The 16,810-nt window shown below is 43.9% G+C and carries 22 protein-coding genes and 1 tRNA gene; 8 read left to right on the top strand and 15 right to left on the bottom strand.

The window, feature by feature from the left end; all coding sequences use genetic code 11:
• Window positions 1–414: 414 nt before the first annotated feature.
• A tRNA-Gly gene (locus tag RIB93_RS03880) sits at window positions 415–485 on the bottom strand.
• Window positions 486–556: 71 nt separating this feature from the next.
• A complete protein-coding gene (locus tag RIB93_RS03885; RefSeq protein ID WP_446370458.1) occupies window positions 557–1,519 on the bottom strand; it encodes a hypothetical protein in 963 nt (320 codons plus the stop codon).
• 106 nt (window positions 1,520–1,625) lie between these two features.
• Here RIB93_RS03885 and RIB93_RS03890 point away from each other — a divergent pair, with 106 nt between their 5' ends.
• A complete protein-coding gene (locus tag RIB93_RS03890) occupies window positions 1,626–2,408 on the top strand; it encodes a class I SAM-dependent methyltransferase (protein ID WP_446370460.1) in 783 nt (260 codons plus the stop codon).
• Between the two features lie 96 nt (window positions 2,409–2,504).
• Here the strand turns inward: RIB93_RS03890 and RIB93_RS03895 are convergent, their stop codons facing one another.
• On the bottom strand, window positions 2,505–3,137 hold the full coding sequence (locus tag RIB93_RS03895) for a hypothetical protein (RefSeq protein WP_446370462.1): 633 nt from the start codon (window positions 3,135–3,137) through the stop codon (window positions 2,505–2,507).
• Window positions 3,138–3,240: 103 nt separating this feature from the next.
• Here RIB93_RS03895 and RIB93_RS03900 point away from each other — a divergent pair, with 103 nt between their 5' ends.
• A complete protein-coding gene (locus RIB93_RS03900; RefSeq protein ID WP_446370464.1) occupies window positions 3,241–3,675 on the top strand; it encodes a hypothetical protein in 435 nt (144 codons plus the stop codon).
• Between the two features lie 39 nt (window positions 3,676–3,714).
• Here RIB93_RS03900 and RIB93_RS03905 read toward each other — a convergent pair whose 3' ends face one another.
• From RIB93_RS03905 to upp, 4 genes are all read right to left on the bottom strand, one after another.
• Window positions 3,715–3,975, bottom strand: a complete 261-nt coding sequence (locus RIB93_RS03905; RefSeq protein ID WP_006106652.1) for a YggT family protein — start codon at window positions 3,973–3,975, stop codon at window positions 3,715–3,717.
• Between the two features lie 86 nt (window positions 3,976–4,061).
• On the bottom strand, window positions 4,062–4,496 hold the full coding sequence (locus RIB93_RS03910) for a hypothetical protein (protein WP_446370466.1): 435 nt from the start codon (window positions 4,494–4,496) through the stop codon (window positions 4,062–4,064).
• An 88-nt stretch (window positions 4,497–4,584) separates the two neighbouring features.
• On the bottom strand, window positions 4,585–4,857 hold the full coding sequence (locus RIB93_RS03915) for a hypothetical protein (RefSeq protein ID WP_446370468.1): 273 nt from the start codon (window positions 4,855–4,857) through the stop codon (window positions 4,585–4,587).
• 18 nt (window positions 4,858–4,875) lie between these two features.
• Window positions 4,876–5,526 (bottom strand): uracil phosphoribosyltransferase, encoded by a 651-nt coding sequence (gene upp / locus RIB93_RS03920; RefSeq protein ID WP_446370470.1) that lies wholly within the window; start codon window positions 5,524–5,526, stop codon window positions 4,876–4,878.
• A 485-nt stretch (window positions 5,527–6,011) separates the two neighbouring features.
• Between upp and crtH the strand changes: the two genes are divergently transcribed.
• The 3 genes from crtH (at window position 6,012) to RIB93_RS03935 (ending at window position 8,649) form a co-directional block, all read left to right on the top strand.
• Window positions 6,012–7,556, top strand: coding sequence for a carotenoid isomerase (gene crtH, locus RIB93_RS03925; protein WP_446370472.1), 1,545 nt, complete (start codon window positions 6,012–6,014; stop codon window positions 7,554–7,556).
• Between the two features lie 494 nt (window positions 7,557–8,050).
• Window positions 8,051–8,296 (top strand): UPF0175 family protein, encoded by a 246-nt coding sequence (locus tag RIB93_RS03930; protein WP_446370474.1) that lies wholly within the window; start codon window positions 8,051–8,053, stop codon window positions 8,294–8,296.
• Window positions 8,293–8,649, top strand: coding sequence for a hypothetical protein (locus RIB93_RS03935; RefSeq protein WP_446370571.1), 357 nt, complete (start codon window positions 8,293–8,295; stop codon window positions 8,647–8,649). The genes RIB93_RS03930 and RIB93_RS03935 overlap by 4 nt, the downstream gene beginning before the upstream one ends.
• Before the next feature lie 86 nt (window positions 8,650–8,735).
• Here the strand turns inward: RIB93_RS03935 and RIB93_RS03940 are convergent, their stop codons facing one another.
• Window positions 8,736–9,635, bottom strand: a complete 900-nt coding sequence (locus tag RIB93_RS03940; protein WP_446370476.1) for a radical SAM protein — start codon at window positions 9,633–9,635, stop codon at window positions 8,736–8,738.
• 106 nt (window positions 9,636–9,741) lie between these two features.
• A complete protein-coding gene (locus RIB93_RS03945) occupies window positions 9,742–10,041 on the bottom strand; it encodes a hypothetical protein (RefSeq protein WP_446370478.1) in 300 nt (99 codons plus the stop codon).
• Between the two features lie 251 nt (window positions 10,042–10,292).
• Between RIB93_RS03945 and RIB93_RS03950 the strand changes: the two genes are divergently transcribed.
• Entirely contained in the window at window positions 10,293–11,672 is a 1,380-nt protein-coding gene (locus RIB93_RS03950) for an ATP-binding protein (RefSeq protein WP_446370480.1), read from the top strand.
• A 287-nt stretch (window positions 11,673–11,959) separates the two neighbouring features.
• On the opposite strand, the gene RIB93_RS03955 is transcribed toward RIB93_RS03950, so the two are convergent.
• The 6 genes from RIB93_RS03955 to RIB93_RS03980 form a co-directional block, all read right to left on the bottom strand.
• Entirely contained in the window at window positions 11,960–12,106 is a 147-nt protein-coding gene (locus tag RIB93_RS03955) for a hypothetical protein (RefSeq protein ID WP_446370482.1), read from the bottom strand.
• Between the two features lie 332 nt (window positions 12,107–12,438).
• The gene (locus RIB93_RS03960; RefSeq protein WP_446370484.1) at window positions 12,439–12,930 is read right to left on the bottom strand and encodes a DUF3368 domain-containing protein; all 492 of its coding nucleotides are present in this window, start codon (window positions 12,928–12,930) and stop codon (window positions 12,439–12,441) included.
• Window positions 12,927–13,178, bottom strand: coding sequence for a UPF0175 family protein (locus RIB93_RS03965; protein WP_446370573.1), 252 nt, complete (start codon window positions 13,176–13,178; stop codon window positions 12,927–12,929). Before RIB93_RS03965 ends, RIB93_RS03960 begins: the two co-directional genes overlap by 4 nt.
• Window positions 13,179–13,604: 426 nt before the next feature.
• The gene (locus RIB93_RS03970; protein ID WP_446370486.1) at window positions 13,605–13,970 is read right to left on the bottom strand and encodes a DUF4435 domain-containing protein; all 366 of its coding nucleotides are present in this window, start codon (window positions 13,968–13,970) and stop codon (window positions 13,605–13,607) included.
• A gap of 2 nt (window positions 13,971–13,972) precedes the next feature.
• A complete protein-coding gene (locus tag RIB93_RS03975) occupies window positions 13,973–15,394 on the bottom strand; it encodes an AAA family ATPase (protein WP_446370488.1) in 1,422 nt (473 codons plus the stop codon).
• Window positions 15,395–15,431: 37 nt separating this feature from the next.
• Window positions 15,432–15,782: a hypothetical protein gene (locus tag RIB93_RS03980; protein ID WP_446370490.1), complete on the bottom strand. Its 351-nt coding sequence runs from the start codon at window positions 15,780–15,782 to the stop codon at window positions 15,432–15,434.
• A gap of 341 nt (window positions 15,783–16,123) precedes the next feature.
• On the opposite strand from RIB93_RS03980, the gene RIB93_RS03985 reads away from it, so the two are divergent.
• Window positions 16,124–16,480, top strand: a complete 357-nt coding sequence (locus tag RIB93_RS03985) for a nucleotidyltransferase family protein (protein WP_446370492.1) — start codon at window positions 16,124–16,126, stop codon at window positions 16,478–16,480.
• On the top strand, window positions 16,467–16,670 hold the full coding sequence (locus tag RIB93_RS03990) for a HepT-like ribonuclease domain-containing protein (protein ID WP_446370494.1): 204 nt from the start codon (window positions 16,467–16,469) through the stop codon (window positions 16,668–16,670). The genes RIB93_RS03985 and RIB93_RS03990 overlap by 14 nt, the downstream gene beginning before the upstream one ends.
• Window positions 16,671–16,810: the final 140 nt, after the last annotated feature.

Below are 16,810 nucleotides of genomic sequence, written 5' to 3' on the forward strand. Positions count from 1 at the left end.
TGTTAAGGAGGACTCGGATTTAGAGTATTGAAGGAACAACACACTGTTATGTGTGACTGGAGGAGCTAACTGAGGTCAAATCGCTGTCTGCCAAGGCTTTTAGAGTTTGCGATCGCTCTTTGTGTGAGAAATGCGGGTCTAGCCCTCACAGCAGCACCAAACTTTTCGCGAAGTGTCATCATTACCTCTGCTAAGGATTGCTGACGCTAATAATCGGGTGGTGATGACTAAGAGTCTACAGACTATAAGTAGCGCTTGAGGGTCTGCAATTCACTGGTTATTGTCCATTAAACAGTTAAATGTCACCCCTTAAACATTTAGTGTCATGTCTGAAATCCTTGCTACACTTGGATTGTGCCAAGACAATAATTGCTTAAGCTGGCGACAAATAGCTCTTTAATGAAGAATATAAGAAGCGGGCAGCGAGAATCGAACTCGCATCATCAGCTTGGAAGGCTGAGGTTTTACCACTAAACTATGCCCGCATGCGCTCATAACTTTTCTAGTATAAACCACGATCGCACAAGTTTGGCAAGTTTCTACCAAAATTATCGGCTTAATTCCCCTGGGGATTAATTTCCAGGGTCAGGGAGTATGATCCGTACACAGGCTTACCTGCCATATAAGTTGGAGAAAACCGCCAATCGGCAATAATCTGGTTGGCGAGTTTCGTCGCTTGTGCTGGACTTAGCGTTCCTTGTTGCACTTGGGTCTTATCCGGTATAACCTCAGCGTTTATAACCTTAGCTTTGCCCCTATCATTGATCAAAACGATAACCTTGAGAACCACAGGTTGATCCAGAGTCATCTCGAAGGACGTGAGTTCATCCACCGAGAGGGGTTGACTCTCTTCCTGGATTTCAGCAAGTCGATCGCCCGGATTGCGTTGCGGATCGATAATAGAACCACCCCCGCTACTCACAATCCTGAGTCCATTAATAGAAGCAATGAAACCCCCACCCGACTGATTTTCCGGTGACTTGGGTTCTGTTGGTTCCTCTGGCGATGGGATAGGAGACGGACTAGGCGTAGTCGGGTTTGGAGGTTCCTCTGATGGCTGCGGAGACAGCGTTTCTCCCATCCCTTCAGAGGTGGTGGATGCTGGCGATGGGTTCGGGGTTGGGTTCGGTGAGTTGGGCGAGGAAACCGTTGTAGGTGAAGGGTTTGGGGTCTCCTGAGTATTGTTTGCGATCGCCTGAGTCGGGCGATTTGTCTGTGGTGCTGATTCTTGTTGACTCTCAGAACTCTTCGCTGGCGTTTTTGGGGATACTGGAGAAGGTGGAGGTTGAGTCGCTGGAGTTGGCATGGTAGCATTTGAGGCGATCGCAATCATCTCAACCGGAATCAGTCGTTGACTCAACCGCCAATCCTGAAAGCGTCCCAATAGCGCCAGACGCAGCAACCCCAAGCCAACTAAATGAATCGCTACAGAACTTAGAATAACGGTTTTCCACAGTGCTGGCGGGTCAGCGTGACGGCGTTGGGGTATCTCAGTTTGGTTGAATGTTGGTTGTGTCATTACAATCAGGTTGGGATGCTTTAATTCCATACTGCCAAAGAGCCACTGAGCATCTAGATTAATTCTTACCGTTCTTTTTGCGATCGCCCAATGACAGTCGTTACCGATGAATACTTATCGCTTGTCTAGGTTCAAGATTTTTATTATTGCCAGTGTTCTCCTATTCGGACTAATCCTCAGTGGGTGGAGAATTACCTTACCCACAGTCGCCGCCGAATCGGACAGTATCTATCATTATCGACTGGTTCACAGCGCTGATGGGATTGGTAAATTTTATATGGGTCGAGAGATTGCCAAAGTTATGGGACACACCGAAGCCCTTTGGTTAGAACGACCTAGCCGTCAGACGAAAGAACAGCCACAGCAGGTGATTGAAGCCTTGAACCTAAAACCCACGGATATTGTGGCAGATATTGGTGCAGGTACAGGTTATTTTAGTTTTCGGATCAGTCCCCTCGTCTCTCAGGGTAGGGTGCTGGCGGTGGATATTCAGCCGGAGATGCTGGATATGATTGAATTCCTGAAAACCGAGAACAATGTGACCAATGTTGAGCCAATCTTGGGAAGTACCACTGACCCCAATTTACCGCAAGAAACCGTTGACTTAGCCTTGATGGTCGATGCTTATCATGAATTTGCCTATCCTAGAGAAATGATGAGTGGAATTGTGCGATCGCTAAAACCGGGTGGACGAGTTGTACTGGTGGAATATCGCCGGGAGAATCCCTTAATTCCGATTAAAGGGCTGCATAAAATGACTCAGAGACAAGCGCGTAAAGAAATGAATGCGGTGGGGTTACAGTGGCTGGAAACGAAAGAGTTCTTACCCCAGCAGCATTTGATGCTATTCCAGAAACCATTCAGGGGCGATAAGCTACGTGAAAAATAGGCAGGGTGTAGGGTGTAGGGTGTGGAGTGTAGGGAAGAATTGAACCCCTCGATACGCACTCAAAATGATTTTTCTGTTTTGGACAAATACGCTAAATCAGTTTATCCAACGCCAGTTATAGCGATTCCACTCATAAATCCCTTGAATCTCATATTCCATGCCATTATCGAAGCGCACGACGCAGTTCCATCCCGAACCATCACCCTCTATACCCTGAGAAATCTGCACCACTGTACAAGGAAACCACTCCCGACTACACGGTCCATTGTCTTGCACCCATTCCCAGAGTCCATTAGACACTTCAATGCGATCGCCGATTTTTAACTTTAACCATTCTGTGGGGTTCTGTGCGTCTAAATACTGTGCCAGATGCACGCGCTTGACCCGATTTAGCCATTGGAATCCATAGCGATCGCGAATAAACTGGACAGATGAAGACTCGCGATTATGCAGCCAGTCATTGAGGAGTTGGATTTTCCAGGAATAGCCAGTCCGTTCTTGTTCCGTGACAAATTGCAAAAAGCGCGATCGCTCATCTGGAGTCAGTTCATCCAGAGGATTAGCCATTGTCTGATTCCCTATAGCCGAAGACTGTAAGGATTGACCCCTAACCGCTTCTATCAGCACCTGCCGTAAAATTTGTTTCTGCGAGTCTGTCAGGGGACATAAAACCGCTTCGCATTGGATAAAGGCGAGTTGCAAGACGGCTTCAATCTCGGCTGGGTTCATAACAGGCTTAATCAGCAGCCCCTAATTAAGGACAGTTTGCGGATGGATTCGCGCTATGCTGAGGAATGGAATGATTCAGTTAAGATAATTATTACTATAGTTTATGCGAATTCCAGGTTGGTTCACTACCATTACAGTTGCTTGTCTGTTTTGGCTCATCAGTATGGTCATTGCCCCTGCTGCGTTTGCTTTCGTTCAGGTAGAACTATCTGATCTGTCTTACCACGAATGTTCCTCCAAGTTTTCCGAAGGATTGGTCACACCCGGTTCCATCCAAGCCGCCGATTGCTACATCATCACTGGCAAAGCCATCAACAAGTCAGGTAAACCCGTGATCAACGCTGACATTTTTGGTCGGATTTATGATGCCAATCATAATCCTGTCTTTCAAAATCGTACCCGGCTGGGTGCCATTGATGAAGTCCCACCGGGCGTTAGTGATTTTGAAGTGCGAATTACGGTTTCGGCTAATCAACCCACCCCCTTGCAGCTTGAACAATTCAAAGCGTCTGGCTTTACGGGCAAAGTCCGCCGCTAAAAAAAAGCGTGTTGACTTTCATTAATATCTAACCCAAGACTATGCCATGCCTCCAAAAAGTCCAGCGATAAGTTGCAGGACAATAATCGCCAAAAGAGGAGATAAGTCCAAACCTCCAATCGGCGGAATAAAGGAGCGGAAAATATTCAGGTAAGGGTCAGTAATTGGGCTGAGGAACCCAGCCACCTGGTTCATCCATTCAACCGTGGGGAACCAGGTTAACAGAATGCGGACAAATATCAGCAGTAAATAGATGTTGAGGAAATTGGCGAGACTTTCGGTTACCAGTGCTGTAGGCATAAATTGAAATGTTTCCTTACTAAGTTTAGAGGGCGGATATGATAGTGCCTTTCTAGTCAGTTTAACGGATATCACTCCATTTCGGCTTAGGAATCGAGCGAACCTTCCCTATCGGTGAGTTCTGTACTCCCACTCCCATTCACTGGACCCAATTGCTGGCGCACATCATCAATCGCTGTATTAAGCTGGGCAATTTTATCTTCTAAACTGCGACGCGCCGCTTCAATGCTCTCCTCGGAGTTGAGTTGAGACTTTTTACCCTTCATGGCTTTCTTCTCCGAGAGGCGGGATTTGAGTAAAGACTGATCGGCATCTTCATCGCTACTATTGCGTTGTCCGGCTAGTATGGCTCCGATAACGCCACCAACTACTCCCCCTATAGCGATTCCCGCCAGAAGTCCGCCTGTAAAACCATCGCGCTGACTCATTTTTCCTTTAGTACCCTTGAAATAAAAAACGCAACTGCTTTTCCAGATTAACGGTTGGCTGATGCAGATGCCTACATCTTCGTCATTTGTCATTTGTCATTTGTCATTCGTCATTTGTCATTTGTCATTTGTCATTCGTCATTCGTCGCAGAATGCTGGTAATCCTTTGGGACGGGTTTAGTTATATCAGGGTGCAAAGCTTCCCGTTAGTGGTAAAACCCGCCCCCATCTCCCCCATCTCCCCTATCTCCGCCATCTCCCCTATCTCCCCTATCTCCCCTATCTCCCCCATCTCCCCTATCTCCCCCATCTCCCCTATCTCCGCCATCTCCCCTATCTCCCCTATCTCCCCTATCTCCCCTATCTCCGCCATCTCCCCTATCTCCCCTATCTCCCCCATCTCCCCTATCTCCCCCATCTCCCCTATCTCCCCTATCTCCCCTATCTCCCCCATCTCCCCTATCCCTTGCCATCATGTGCCAAAGGCGCGATCGCCTGCATCACCTAATCCGGGTACTATAAATCCTTGCTGGCTTAATTCTTCGTCAATTGTGGCGGTGTAGATGGTTAAAGTGGGATAATTAGCCCCTAACTTTTGCAAGGCGGGTGGAGCCGCAACCACGCTGATAATCCGGATAAATCCTGGATCAGCACCTCGCTGGGTCAGTTCTGCGATCGCGGACATCATTGTACCCCCAGTGGCAAGCATGGGTTCGGTAATTAAGATATGTGTACCCGGCTCAAATTGTTGGGGCAATTTATTTAAATAACACTTTGCTTCTAACGTTCCTTCATCGCGCACCATGCCTAGATGGTAAATGGATGCCAAGGGCAATAAAGTTTGCGCCCCTTCTAATAAGGCTAATCCCGCCCGTAAAATCGGCACGACGACTAAAGGAGTCTCTGGATTCACCATTGTGGCTGGACAAGGGGCTAGGGGTGTCTGAACCATTAACTCTTCCGTCGGTAGCCAGTCTCGAATCGCTTCGTAGGTGAGCCAGCGCCCTAACTCCGTCATCGCACTTTTGAATAGGGGGGAGGGTGTCGCTGCATCACGGGCAACACCAAGCCAGTGCTTGATTAGGGGATGAGGGGGAACATAAACACGTAATTGCGGAGCCATAGCGAATTAATCGATAACGACGAAGGAATACCTAAACTGAATCATGATAATGCTTTTTTTTCCCGACTGCCGAGATGGTATCCGGGCTAAACGCTGCATTTGCCCGTTTATTGCTAATTGTTTTCATTAGTGTTGACATTAATTTTCAACAAGGATATAGTAGTCCTCAGTGTTCTCCTCTCATTAAGGATTGGTAGGTGGGACGGGCAAGCGGTAGCAGCCTGAACCACCCTCTTTTTTTTGGGGGGGTGTGAAAGGGATGAGGGAGCTGGGGGAGATGGGGGAGATGGGAGTTGTAGGGGTTTGGTCTCCAAACCCCATTTCTTATGTAGGGGGAGATGGGGGAGATGAGGAAGAAAAAATTAAATGAGAGCTTATCCAACCAGTATGACGTAGCACGGTACGTCTGGCATGACACATCTGGAAGGGAGAATAGAGAAAAGTTAAACTCGAATTTGTAAAAGACCTCTCTCGTCTGATAATTCATGGCTATTGCTTCTCAATCTCCTTCGTCAACTAATCACGCTCTGAACGAAACCTCTGTATTTGATGTCATCGTCATTGGTTCTGGTATTGGCGGACTCGTGACAGCGACTCAGCTAGCCGCTAAGGGTGCCAAGGTGCTGGTACTGGAACGCTATCTGATTCCCGGTGGTAGTGCTGGATACTTTGAACGCGAAGGGTATCGCTTTGATGTTGGCGCGTCGATGATTTTTGGTTTTGGTACTGAAGGAACCACGAATCTGTTGACCAAAGCCTTAGACGCGGTAAATGTTGGTGTGGAAACAATTCCCGATGAGGTTCAGATTCACTATCATCTACCCGAAGGCTTAGACCTGAAAGTTCATCGAGACTATGAGAAATTCTTACACAAATTGACAGAACGTTTTCCCCACGAACGCCGGGGAATTCGGCAATTTTATGATGAATGCTGGAAGGTATTTAATTGCCTCAACGCCATGGATTTGCTGTCTCTAGAAGAACCTCGCTATTTGATGCGGGTGTTTTTCCAGCATCCTTTAGCTTGTTTAGGATTAGTAAAATATTTGCCCCAGAATGCCGGAGATATTGCCCGTCGCTACATTCATGACCCTCAGTTACTCCAGTTTATTGATATGGAATGTTACTGTTGGTCAGTCGTACCTGCGGATAAGACACCGATGATTAATGCAGGAATGGTGTTTTCTGACCGCCATTATGGGGGAATTAATTATCCTAAAGGGGGTGTAGGTGAAATTGCCCAGAAATTAGTTGAAGGATTGGAGAAAGCTGGGGGACAAATTCGCTATTCCGCCAGAGTCAGCGAAATTTTAACGGAACAGGGTAAAGCTGTAGGTGTGCGGTTAGCCACTGGGGAAGAGTATCGGGCAAAGCGGGTAGTGTCTAATGCAACGCGCTGGGATACGTTTGAGAAATTATTGCCCCCAGAACAAATGCCTGCCAGTGAGGAAAAGTGGCAACAACGATATCAGAAATCACCGAGTTTTTTGAGTTTGCATTTAGGAGTTGAGGAAAAGGTATTCCCGTCCGGAACAGAATGTCACCATATTTTATTGGAAGAATGGGACAAGATGGAGGAGGCTGAGGGGACAATTTTTGTGTCGATTCCAACATTACTTGACCCGGAATTAGCCCCGGAAGGCTATCATATCATGCATACTTTTACGCCCAGTTGGATGGAGAATTGGCAGGGATTATCGGTTAAGGAATATGAAGATAAAAAGGAAGAAGCGGCTGGGCGAATTATTGAACGATTAGAGGCAATTTTTCCGGGTTTAGATGCGGGATTGGATTATATGGAAGTGGGAACTGCCCGCAGTCATCGACGGTTTTTAGGGCGTGAGGATGGCACCTATGGACCCATTCCGCGCCGCAAGTTAAGGGGGTTATTGGGAATGCCGTTTAATCGAACAGCGATTCCGGGATTATATTGTGTGGGGGATAGTACGTTTCCGGGACAAGGGTTAAATGCGGTGGCGTTTTCTGGGTTTGCTTGCGCCCATCGGGTGGCGGTAGATTTGGGTTTGTAAGCTCAGATTTTGCCCCATTTTCCACCATAAAATTGTAGGGTGCGTTAGCGAAAGCGTAACGCACCATTACTGAACGCTTTGGTAAGTTAAGCTGTCATGCATTTAAATTGGGAATGGGTAGCGAGCAAGATGCAAAGCCTGCGGCATGGCTTCGCTAAACGCACTACAAGGATTTCGCCATTATTGACACTAAAGTTTAAATGCCGAACATTGATTCAAAATCAGCCTTTTTTGTAAAAATTTGATATGTACATCACTTGTCTTTATACAAGTCAACTCACCCTATTTTAAGCTAAGGCGATCGCTCTCTAAGGAAACAGCGATCGCCCTTTAGGATGCAGTCTGGGAACCCTAGGGGTGCGCTCGATTGACGATTTGGTGGTAATCCTCGATCAACCACGGTAGGGGATGTTTGAGAGGGGTGGCTGGCATCGGCGATCGCTCCTTGGGCTGCTAAGATTTAAGCAGGAGATTTCAGTCAGGGAGAGTTCACCATGAGTTTAGTGATTTCCGATGATCTAGTCAAGGCGAGTGGCTTTTCTGAAAATGAGCTATTGTTGGAAATTGTGCTGATGTTGTTTCAGCAAGATAAAATTAGTTTGGGGAAAGCCAGTGAGTTATTGGGATTGCATCGGATGCAGTTTCAAAAACTCATTTCTGAGCGAGGTATTTGCGTTCATTATGATATTGATGAGTTTCAGGAAGACCTCAAATCTTTAGAGGAAACGGAGTGTTCATGATTTTGGTCAGCAACACTTCACCTATTTCCAATTTGGCGAAGGTCGGGCAACTCAGCCTAATGCCTCAGCTTTATGGTAGAATTTTAATTCCCTGTGCGGTGCATGAGGAATTATTGGATCTTAGGGCGGGGAATACTGTGATTACAGCAGTGCGATCAGCAACTTGGATGGATATTCAATCCGTACAAAATCACAGTTTGGTCAATAATTTAAAAAAGGGTTTAAGTAGTCGGACAAAAGTTTTTGGAACTGGGCAAAGTTTTGTGAACGCAACTCTAATTTCCTTTAGGCAAAGGTTCCAATTATTTTGGAATTCTGGGGATAGTACAGTTTATTTATGTCCGACTACTTAGCGATCGCTAAACCAAAAAGTTAACCGTAAAATATTGAGTCTCATTTCATTCCATTCCATTCAACCTACGGTAACAGGATGCAAAAACTAATTCTGACACCAACTACAATTTAGATTACTCCAACACACCTTAGCATTTTCATGAGCTTTTTTTAATGAACCTTGATGTTCCCATTTACCTAAACTTTTGCGTACTATGTCACAAGGATATATATCGAGTTCCGGAGAAATAACTAAAAATATAATTCCTGCCAGACAATCAATATGTGTTCTGGACATTTCAAAGCCACTTGTGTCCTTATCTTCTATGATGCGACCACGTAGTTTTTCTTGTTGAAAGATATCTTTTACAATGGGCAGATACTTAGTCTCGAACTCTCTCTTTTGATTGGTAGATAATTCTAGTTCATTGCATTTTTGCACAGCCATTAGATTAAGTCTATCAGTGTAATTTTTGAAAAAATTAACAATATTTGGAATTTGCATATAGTTATATTTGCTAATTACAATACCTACCGATGGCGCTCTATGTCTATCCTGAACTTGGTCACACAAATTCAAAAAGCCTTTTAATGATTTATTAAAGTCACGACGAGTTTTTTCATGTATTTTTTGATTATGCCCATCAAAGCTGACTTGCATATTTGAAATTACATCCAAAGCACTTAACTGACTTGCTTTTTTCTTTGTAATTAATGTTGCATTTGTTACTATTGATATACCAAGACCTAGGTTTTTAATTTTTGATATCATTTTCATGATATCTTTATGTATGAATGGCTCGCCTCCACTAATGCAAATTTCAAAAATAGACATTTTTTTTGCTTCTTCAACAATTTCATTAAATATTTCTAGTGAAATCTCAGCAGATTCTAGTGAGCTTGATTGATTAAAACAGTATTTACAATTTAAAGTACATTTATGAGTAATCTCAATGTCAAGGTGCAAAGGGGCTTGAAAATTGACAGCTTCAAAATTATGTAACATTTTAATTTATGCCAATTGAAATAAAACACACTTAATTGATCATGCAATTAAATAAATTTTTATGGTATAAGCAAAACACCATAAAAATTTATTTATGAATCCTTGTTTACTTCTTGTTACCAAGCAGTTTCTTTAAAGATACTTCATTCATAAGCCAAACTACTCCTTCTGGATCTTGTACCACATAAGTATCATCCGACTCTTTGCGCCATCTAATGCATGGTTGATTTTCTGAACCATGAAACATATTCCTTTTCCATTTACCACCCCACTTAGACCAACTAGCACCTGATTTAGGTTCAGAATGATATACGGAAGGTAAAAGTTTTACTGATAGTGATTGAGTCAGGGATGATTGAGTGTTTTCACCTTGGTTGGTATTACTTGATACGAAATAATTCTCCATAGCTATACTCCGTGAAAATCAATATTAACAGTATTAGGAAATCATCAGAATTGCATCTACTATTGTTATTGTTTCACCCTAATTTTTATTTGCCAACCCCTTAAAAGTGGCATTTAGGGAAGTATTTCTGAGGGGGGTTAAAGTCAAAAAGTGGTAAAATGTACGAATTTGTTGTTAAAAAGGTAAAAATGTGGTAAAATGTGGGGTAAGAGAAAAAATAATAATTTAAATAATAATTTAGTGGAATAGCTATGGGGATTCAGGAAGCGTTGCAGTGGATCGATCGCCTGCTTTTAACGACTACGGGAAAACACTTAGATACACTGCAACGCGCTATCTTAGAGGGAGCATGGCAAGGTAAAGGATATAAGGAAATCGCTGAAGAATACCACTGTACGAGCGATCATGTCAGGAAATCAGCGTCCGACTTATGGAAACTGCTGTCAGAACTGCTAGAAGAAGACGTAAAAAAGAAGAATGTGCGATCGCTCATCGAAAACCGAATATTCCATTCCTTTAATACTGAAGTTCAAATTGGCTCTCATATCAACCACATAAATAATGTCTGTAGCGATTTATACAACGAGCCAAAAAACTTAGCCAATCCATCCCCCAGCAATAGCGAATCCGACACCCTACCCCGCCACGATCTCAGCCAAGCCCCCGAATACGATCGCCTCTACAACCGTCACGACGAACTCACCACCCTAAAACACTGGATACTCAGCGAACACAGCCGCATCATCACCCTCACCGGATTATCAGGAATTGGCAAAACCGCCCTCGCCAGACAACTCGTCGAACAGATAAAAGACCACTTTACTCACATCCTCTGGTGTAACCATCGCAAATTCCCCAACCTAGAAACCCTGCAAAACCACATCCGCCAGTTTCTCGCCGCCACCTCCACCCCGAACGCATCACTCCTAGACCATCTGAGACATCACCGCTGCTTGATCGTCTTAGACAACCTGCAAGAGGCTCTAACCCCCGGTGAATTTGTCGGAACCTACCGTCGAGAGTATCAAGGCTATGGTCAACTCATTCATGAACTCGGGACATTCTCTCACCAAAGTTGTATTCTGCTGCTGAGTTGGGAACACCCCCTCGAAATCGCCGCCTTAGAAAGCGAAACCCGCCACTGTAAAACCCTTCCCGTTCAGGGGTCTCCTCAACTCGCTACCCAAATCCTCCGCGATCGCCAACTCAAAGACCCCAACACCTGGCCAGAACTTACTCAGCTTTATAACAACAATCCCTTGTGGCTAAACCTTACCGCTTCAACAATTCTCGATTTATTCAACGGTAGTGTTCAGCAATTCCTCTCCTATCCCACTCTCTTTTTAGGAGACTTAGAAGCCGTCCTCAAGCTCCATTACCAACGCCTTGGGAACGCCGAAAAAACCCTGCTGCACTGGTTAGCCAACCAAGACTCCCCAGTCAACCTGAACCAGAAACCCCCCAATCTCCTCTCAGATCGAGAGTTTCTCAAAGCCATCCAATCTCTCAAACGACGCAGTTTATTAGAACCCTCATCCAATTTAAGCCTACAGCCCGTCATTCGACAATACATCCGCAGTAACTATTCAGGTGGGGAAGGCTTGACAAACGAGCCAAGAGCCGTAGCGTAGAATTATGGACTTTAAGCCAAGCCGCTTCAATTCCATTAACAATAGTTTCAGAGTTAGGAAATCCTGATTCAACGGTTTCCGAGTAAACCGCTTGGCGAATGACTATCTCAGTAAACAGGGATTTTAATATATCTAAGCGGTTAACACTTGCAAAGTTAATCAAAGGCGTAGCATTACAAATGATTTTAACCATCCCACAATCCTAATTGAATCGCTTCGATATCCTCTGCTAAATCATCTTTGTCGTATTGCCGAACAATATGATTTTCTCCCAACAGTTTTTGAAATTACCACACAGAATAATTCAACAATCGACGGGCTTGACTAAAGGTAAATATCTGGTTTTCATAAAGTTGCATGGCAATTTGTTCCAAAACTGCCGTCTCACCTTGCTCAATTAATTCGATGGGAATTTGTATATTAATTGCTTGCATCTACCATCACCTCATCATTTCAAAAGACATCCATTAATCACTGGGCGATCTCCACCGGATAAGCTGTTCGGCATTTAAACCATAATGTCAAGAATTGCGAGATCCTTGTAGTGCGAGCATCTTGCTCGCTACTATAGCGCTTCGCGCTGGTCTAGTTACATCGAAATGAGTTATGAAGACTCAGAGTAATGGATTTGGCGGTATAATAATACAGAAACACAAGAATTGTTAGACCTATTAATTTTGTCGGAGTGAATTTTTCATTCCTTCCTAATGCTCTCAGTCAGGATCTGCGGAATGTAAGTTATAAGGCGATCGCCGTAAAATCAATTTTAATCAGGCTCTTGGGCAAGAGCTAAGATACGCTGATAAAGCTGGGGGCTGACGCGAAAACCAGCCTCGTTGATCAGGGCATCCATAACAGGTTGAACCTGGGGGATGAGGCTTCTTTGTTTGGCAACCAGCAGAATGCCCAGAATACCAATGATAGACAGCCCTAACCGCAGAGCTTCTTGCCGTCCCAAGCGTTCATCAATCAGTAGATCATCCGCTTGTAGCTCCAGTGCCAAGGCGATCGCATTCGCTTCTCCAGCATCCAATCCTCGTTCTTGTTGCAGTTGGTTGGCAAGTTGGGAGTGGGTGAGGGATTGGGTTTGAATCCAGCCGACTTGGAGAATGGCTGGAATGATGGGATTGCTGGCGGCGGCTAGTTCCCTAGCCACAATGTCAGGAATAATCACCCTTTGATAAATCGCTTCTAGCAACCAAAGATGATTAACAATGGCAAGATTGGAAACAGCAGAGGTATCGCTGACAACAATCATAGCCAGCCGCGATCGCGCAGGTGCTGAACATCCTGTTCAAAATCTGCTACATCGTAGTGAACACAGATACCACGCTCTGCCAGCAGCTTTTGAAAGTCCATAATATCCATCGCCGCAATTGTGCTGGCACGGCTGAGAGAAACCCGCTCTTGCTCAAATAGGGCGACAGCAATTTCCCTAAGCCAGTCCTTCTGATTAAAGGTTTCAGTTTGGCTAAGGCTATCCGGTAGATTCAGAGTAATTTGCATCCGCTCACCCTCCCACGCTGACATTGATTTTCTGGGTCAATTTCAGGATTAGCCAGAGTTTCCCGGCTCGCGCTCCTGACTCAATTATAATCCCGCCGCCGTAAACGCTGACCAATAATAGGCATGAGCAAAGGGGGGACATCTATAAACTACCAAGTCTATTGGTTAGGTAATCTCTTAAATCTGAAGGACAGGGTAGGCGGGGAGCCAGCAATTCAACGATATTGTTGATATTGATCTGCGATCTAATTTTTAGCTTAACTTTTCCGGTTTTTACCTCTTCCTCCAGTCGGTTCAGAAACTTAATTAAACACCAGAGTTCTTGTTTTCCCCGCAACCAAACTTTTGTCGGTAAGGCTTCCAGTTCTCTGATGGTGGAGTCAATTGTCCTCGGATCGGGCTGGATCTTGACATTACAGACTCTCCCTAAGTAGAGTAGTGTTGGGTGACGAATAAGCCTTGCTGAGTTGTTATTCCCCGAGTTTCACCGAGGAGGTCATCATGATCTTTATCCACAAAAAACATAATTCGGGGGTTGTTGGGAAATCGTTTACCTAGATAATCATAAGCATTCAACACTTCTTTTTTATTTCCCAATATAATGGTTTCCACCGATAAAGCCTTCTGTTCAGCGAATTGTTGAACATTAACTCGAATCAAGGAAGGATCATCGCGTCCCTCCAGAAAAATTGCCATCGCCTGACCCTGGGGTTGAAAACTGAGGAGAAATATATTTAATTTCGCTTGGGATGATGTCGGTGCAGCCTTCAAAGCATCCAAGAAAGATGACATTGTTAAATCTCCTCAATAAACTCACTGATAGAATGTGCATATTCCGCCAGTGAATTTTCAAAAACAAAAGGAGAATGAGTCACCGCAATTAAACCGGAACACTTTTCCGTATCTTTCAAGTCTTGCAGAAAACGGCGTTGCCAAGGTACAGAGATGGACAACTCCGGTTCATCAATCACCACAAAATACTTACTATAATCACTTAAGAATATATGCGAAAACAATGAAATAATTTGCTTTTCTCCAGAGGATAAGCCCGGGATTGGTACTTCTGTCATCTCTTTATTTTTGCGCTTAACAACCAACTTGAATTCACTGGGGTTAAATTCTAACTTTTTGTTACTGAGATACTGATTGACCAAATCAACTAGCTTTCGGATTGGGCGTTCTTTTTCCTGTTGACTTTTATGAATTTCGACCAAACGAGTCAAAAAATAAGCAGTCACCCGTTGTTCTTCCAATAAAACCTGGTTAGTTTTGACATCTTCAAGGATCTGTCCCAGTTTTTGGCGATCGCCTTCTGAAAGAATATCCCCAATCCTAGGGAGCATCACATTGATTGTTTCCGTAAATTCCTCCGTAGACAGTTGAGATGCCTCAACATTTTTATAGTTATTCCGAATAATGTCCCCTAAGTAACTTCCAGTCAATCGATTCAGTTCAGTGCGGAAATTTTGATCCAAGTCTGACAAGGTTGAGTCAAACGCCCGAATTACATCTTCCATGCCAAACTCAACAAGTTCGACATATCCAGCTCGTGGCTTCTTCCGATAACGATTAGTTTTAGAAAAAGGTAAAACATCATCCAAGTCTATATCAGGAAAAACATCGCTTAATTCTTTTTCAATCCTGCGATAAGTGGGCAAAAATAAGACTTGTTCTTTAGAGTTAGATTGGACAGCTTCAGCCAGTCTATCTGTAACCTTGCTTTCTTCATTTTCCTCTAAAGATACAAACCTTGGATTAATTGTAGCTATATCTCGCAATGCTTTAGGGGAAATTTCAGGGAATTTATGTTTTAATACCGTAAATCCGTTTTTTGACAACCAGTATTCTGAGCTATGCTCGCCTAATTCATTGAGCAGATTTTCAAGTTCTTGTGCAGATAACCTCTTTTCAAAATACTTAAGAATAAACCTTTTACCGCTAGGAATCATACTACGGATCATATCTTGAGCAGCGGGTAAATCTTCTCTTTTGAGGATATATTCTTCATTGCCAATTGTAACAATGCAGGAATGAAAGGGAAGCTGGGCTAGACGTTCCCACTGAGCCGTTAAGGTGTAATATAATAAATTAATCAGTGTACTTTTACCCGATCCATTTTCACCAACTAGGATTAAAGTATTGTCTTGAATGGGGATATCCAAATTATAAGCGTCAAAGAGACGCTCTATCCGAATTCGTTTCAGTTCCAGAGACATTTAATTTATCAAATCACTTTAGCAATCATCTTGACGGTCATCCCCCATTATAATCCCGCCGTCGTAAACGCTGACCAATAATAGGCGTTAGCAAAGGGGGGTCATCCTCAAATAAATCCAAACGGTCTTTCACGTATTCCACTTCCTCCTCCGTCGCCTTCTGCTCATGTTTGAGCCAGTCCATAACATCATTACAAGATAACCCCCGTAACCAGGTTTGAGCCGCTTGCAGGGCAACTGTGACCGAGGGATAATCCGGTAAAATTTGATAGAGGCGCAGGGTCACCAGAGTCGCCGCCAGTTCATCCACATTCCAGAGACGTTCCAAAACTGCCGTCTCACCTTGCTCAATTAATTCGATGGAAATTTGTATATTAATTGCTTGCATTTACCATCACCTCATCATTTCAAAAGACATTCATCGAAGCTGGTCAACCTCTCACCACAGCGAGTCAAAAAACTCTTTGGAATTTTGTCTTAAGTGGGTGGACACAATTAAAGTTAACGGTTGAGATTAGGGAACAGGGAACAGGGAACAGGGAACAGGGAACAGTAAGGGTTTGAGGGTGACTTACAAAACTTAATACAGCACCGTTTTCTTTTGTCCGACTACTTAACAATGTTCGTGCGGGTAGATTGGTGGCGTCAACCCTTGCCCAAGGGATTTGGCGGTAAAATATAATTTTTGCTACAGTCCTTTTTAAGACGGTGTAGTACGGAATATTCATTATGAATGATTCAAGATTATCAACAGTAGAACATCAAATCCCTATTCCTCATGGTCTAACTATTTCCGGTGAATCCCTAAAAAAACTATGTCAACACTGGCAAATCGTAGAGCTTTCTCTCTTTGGCTCAATCTTGAGAGAAGACTTTAATGCCGATAGCGACATTGATTTATTAGTGAAATTTTCAGAACAAGCCAGAATTACATTTTTCGATCTCGATGTTATTGAGCAACAACTGAGCCAACTGTTTCACCGCTCCGTTGATGTCGTTACCAAACCAGCAATTGAACAAAGCCATAACCCTATACGTCGCCAGAATATTTTAGACAACTCGAAAGTGATTTATGAACAGAGATAAAGAGGTTTTACTGGATTTGATTAGAGCCAGTCGCTTAATTGTGGAATTCTGCGAAACCTTGGACTATCAAACCTTTGCCGAAGACTTAAAAACTCAATCCTCTGTCCTCTATCAAATCGTCATAATTGGCGAGGCTATAAACCTTAATCGGGGCGGGTTTAGTCCCATCTGGGTGCAACCGAAAAGATAGTAGTAAAACCCGCCCCTACACAATTTTCCAATCTCCCAATCTCCCAATCTCCCACTAAAAATTTACCTCCCTCGCTCAGAGAAAGCCCAATCGCAAAATCCCCCAGTCACCTAAGACAGGGGGAAAATTTTGCGAATTAT

The organism is Coleofasciculus sp. D1-CHI-01, from assembly GCF_040218875.1.
Classification (GTDB): domain Bacteria; phylum Cyanobacteriota; class Cyanobacteriia; order Cyanobacteriales; family Coleofasciculaceae; genus Coleofasciculus.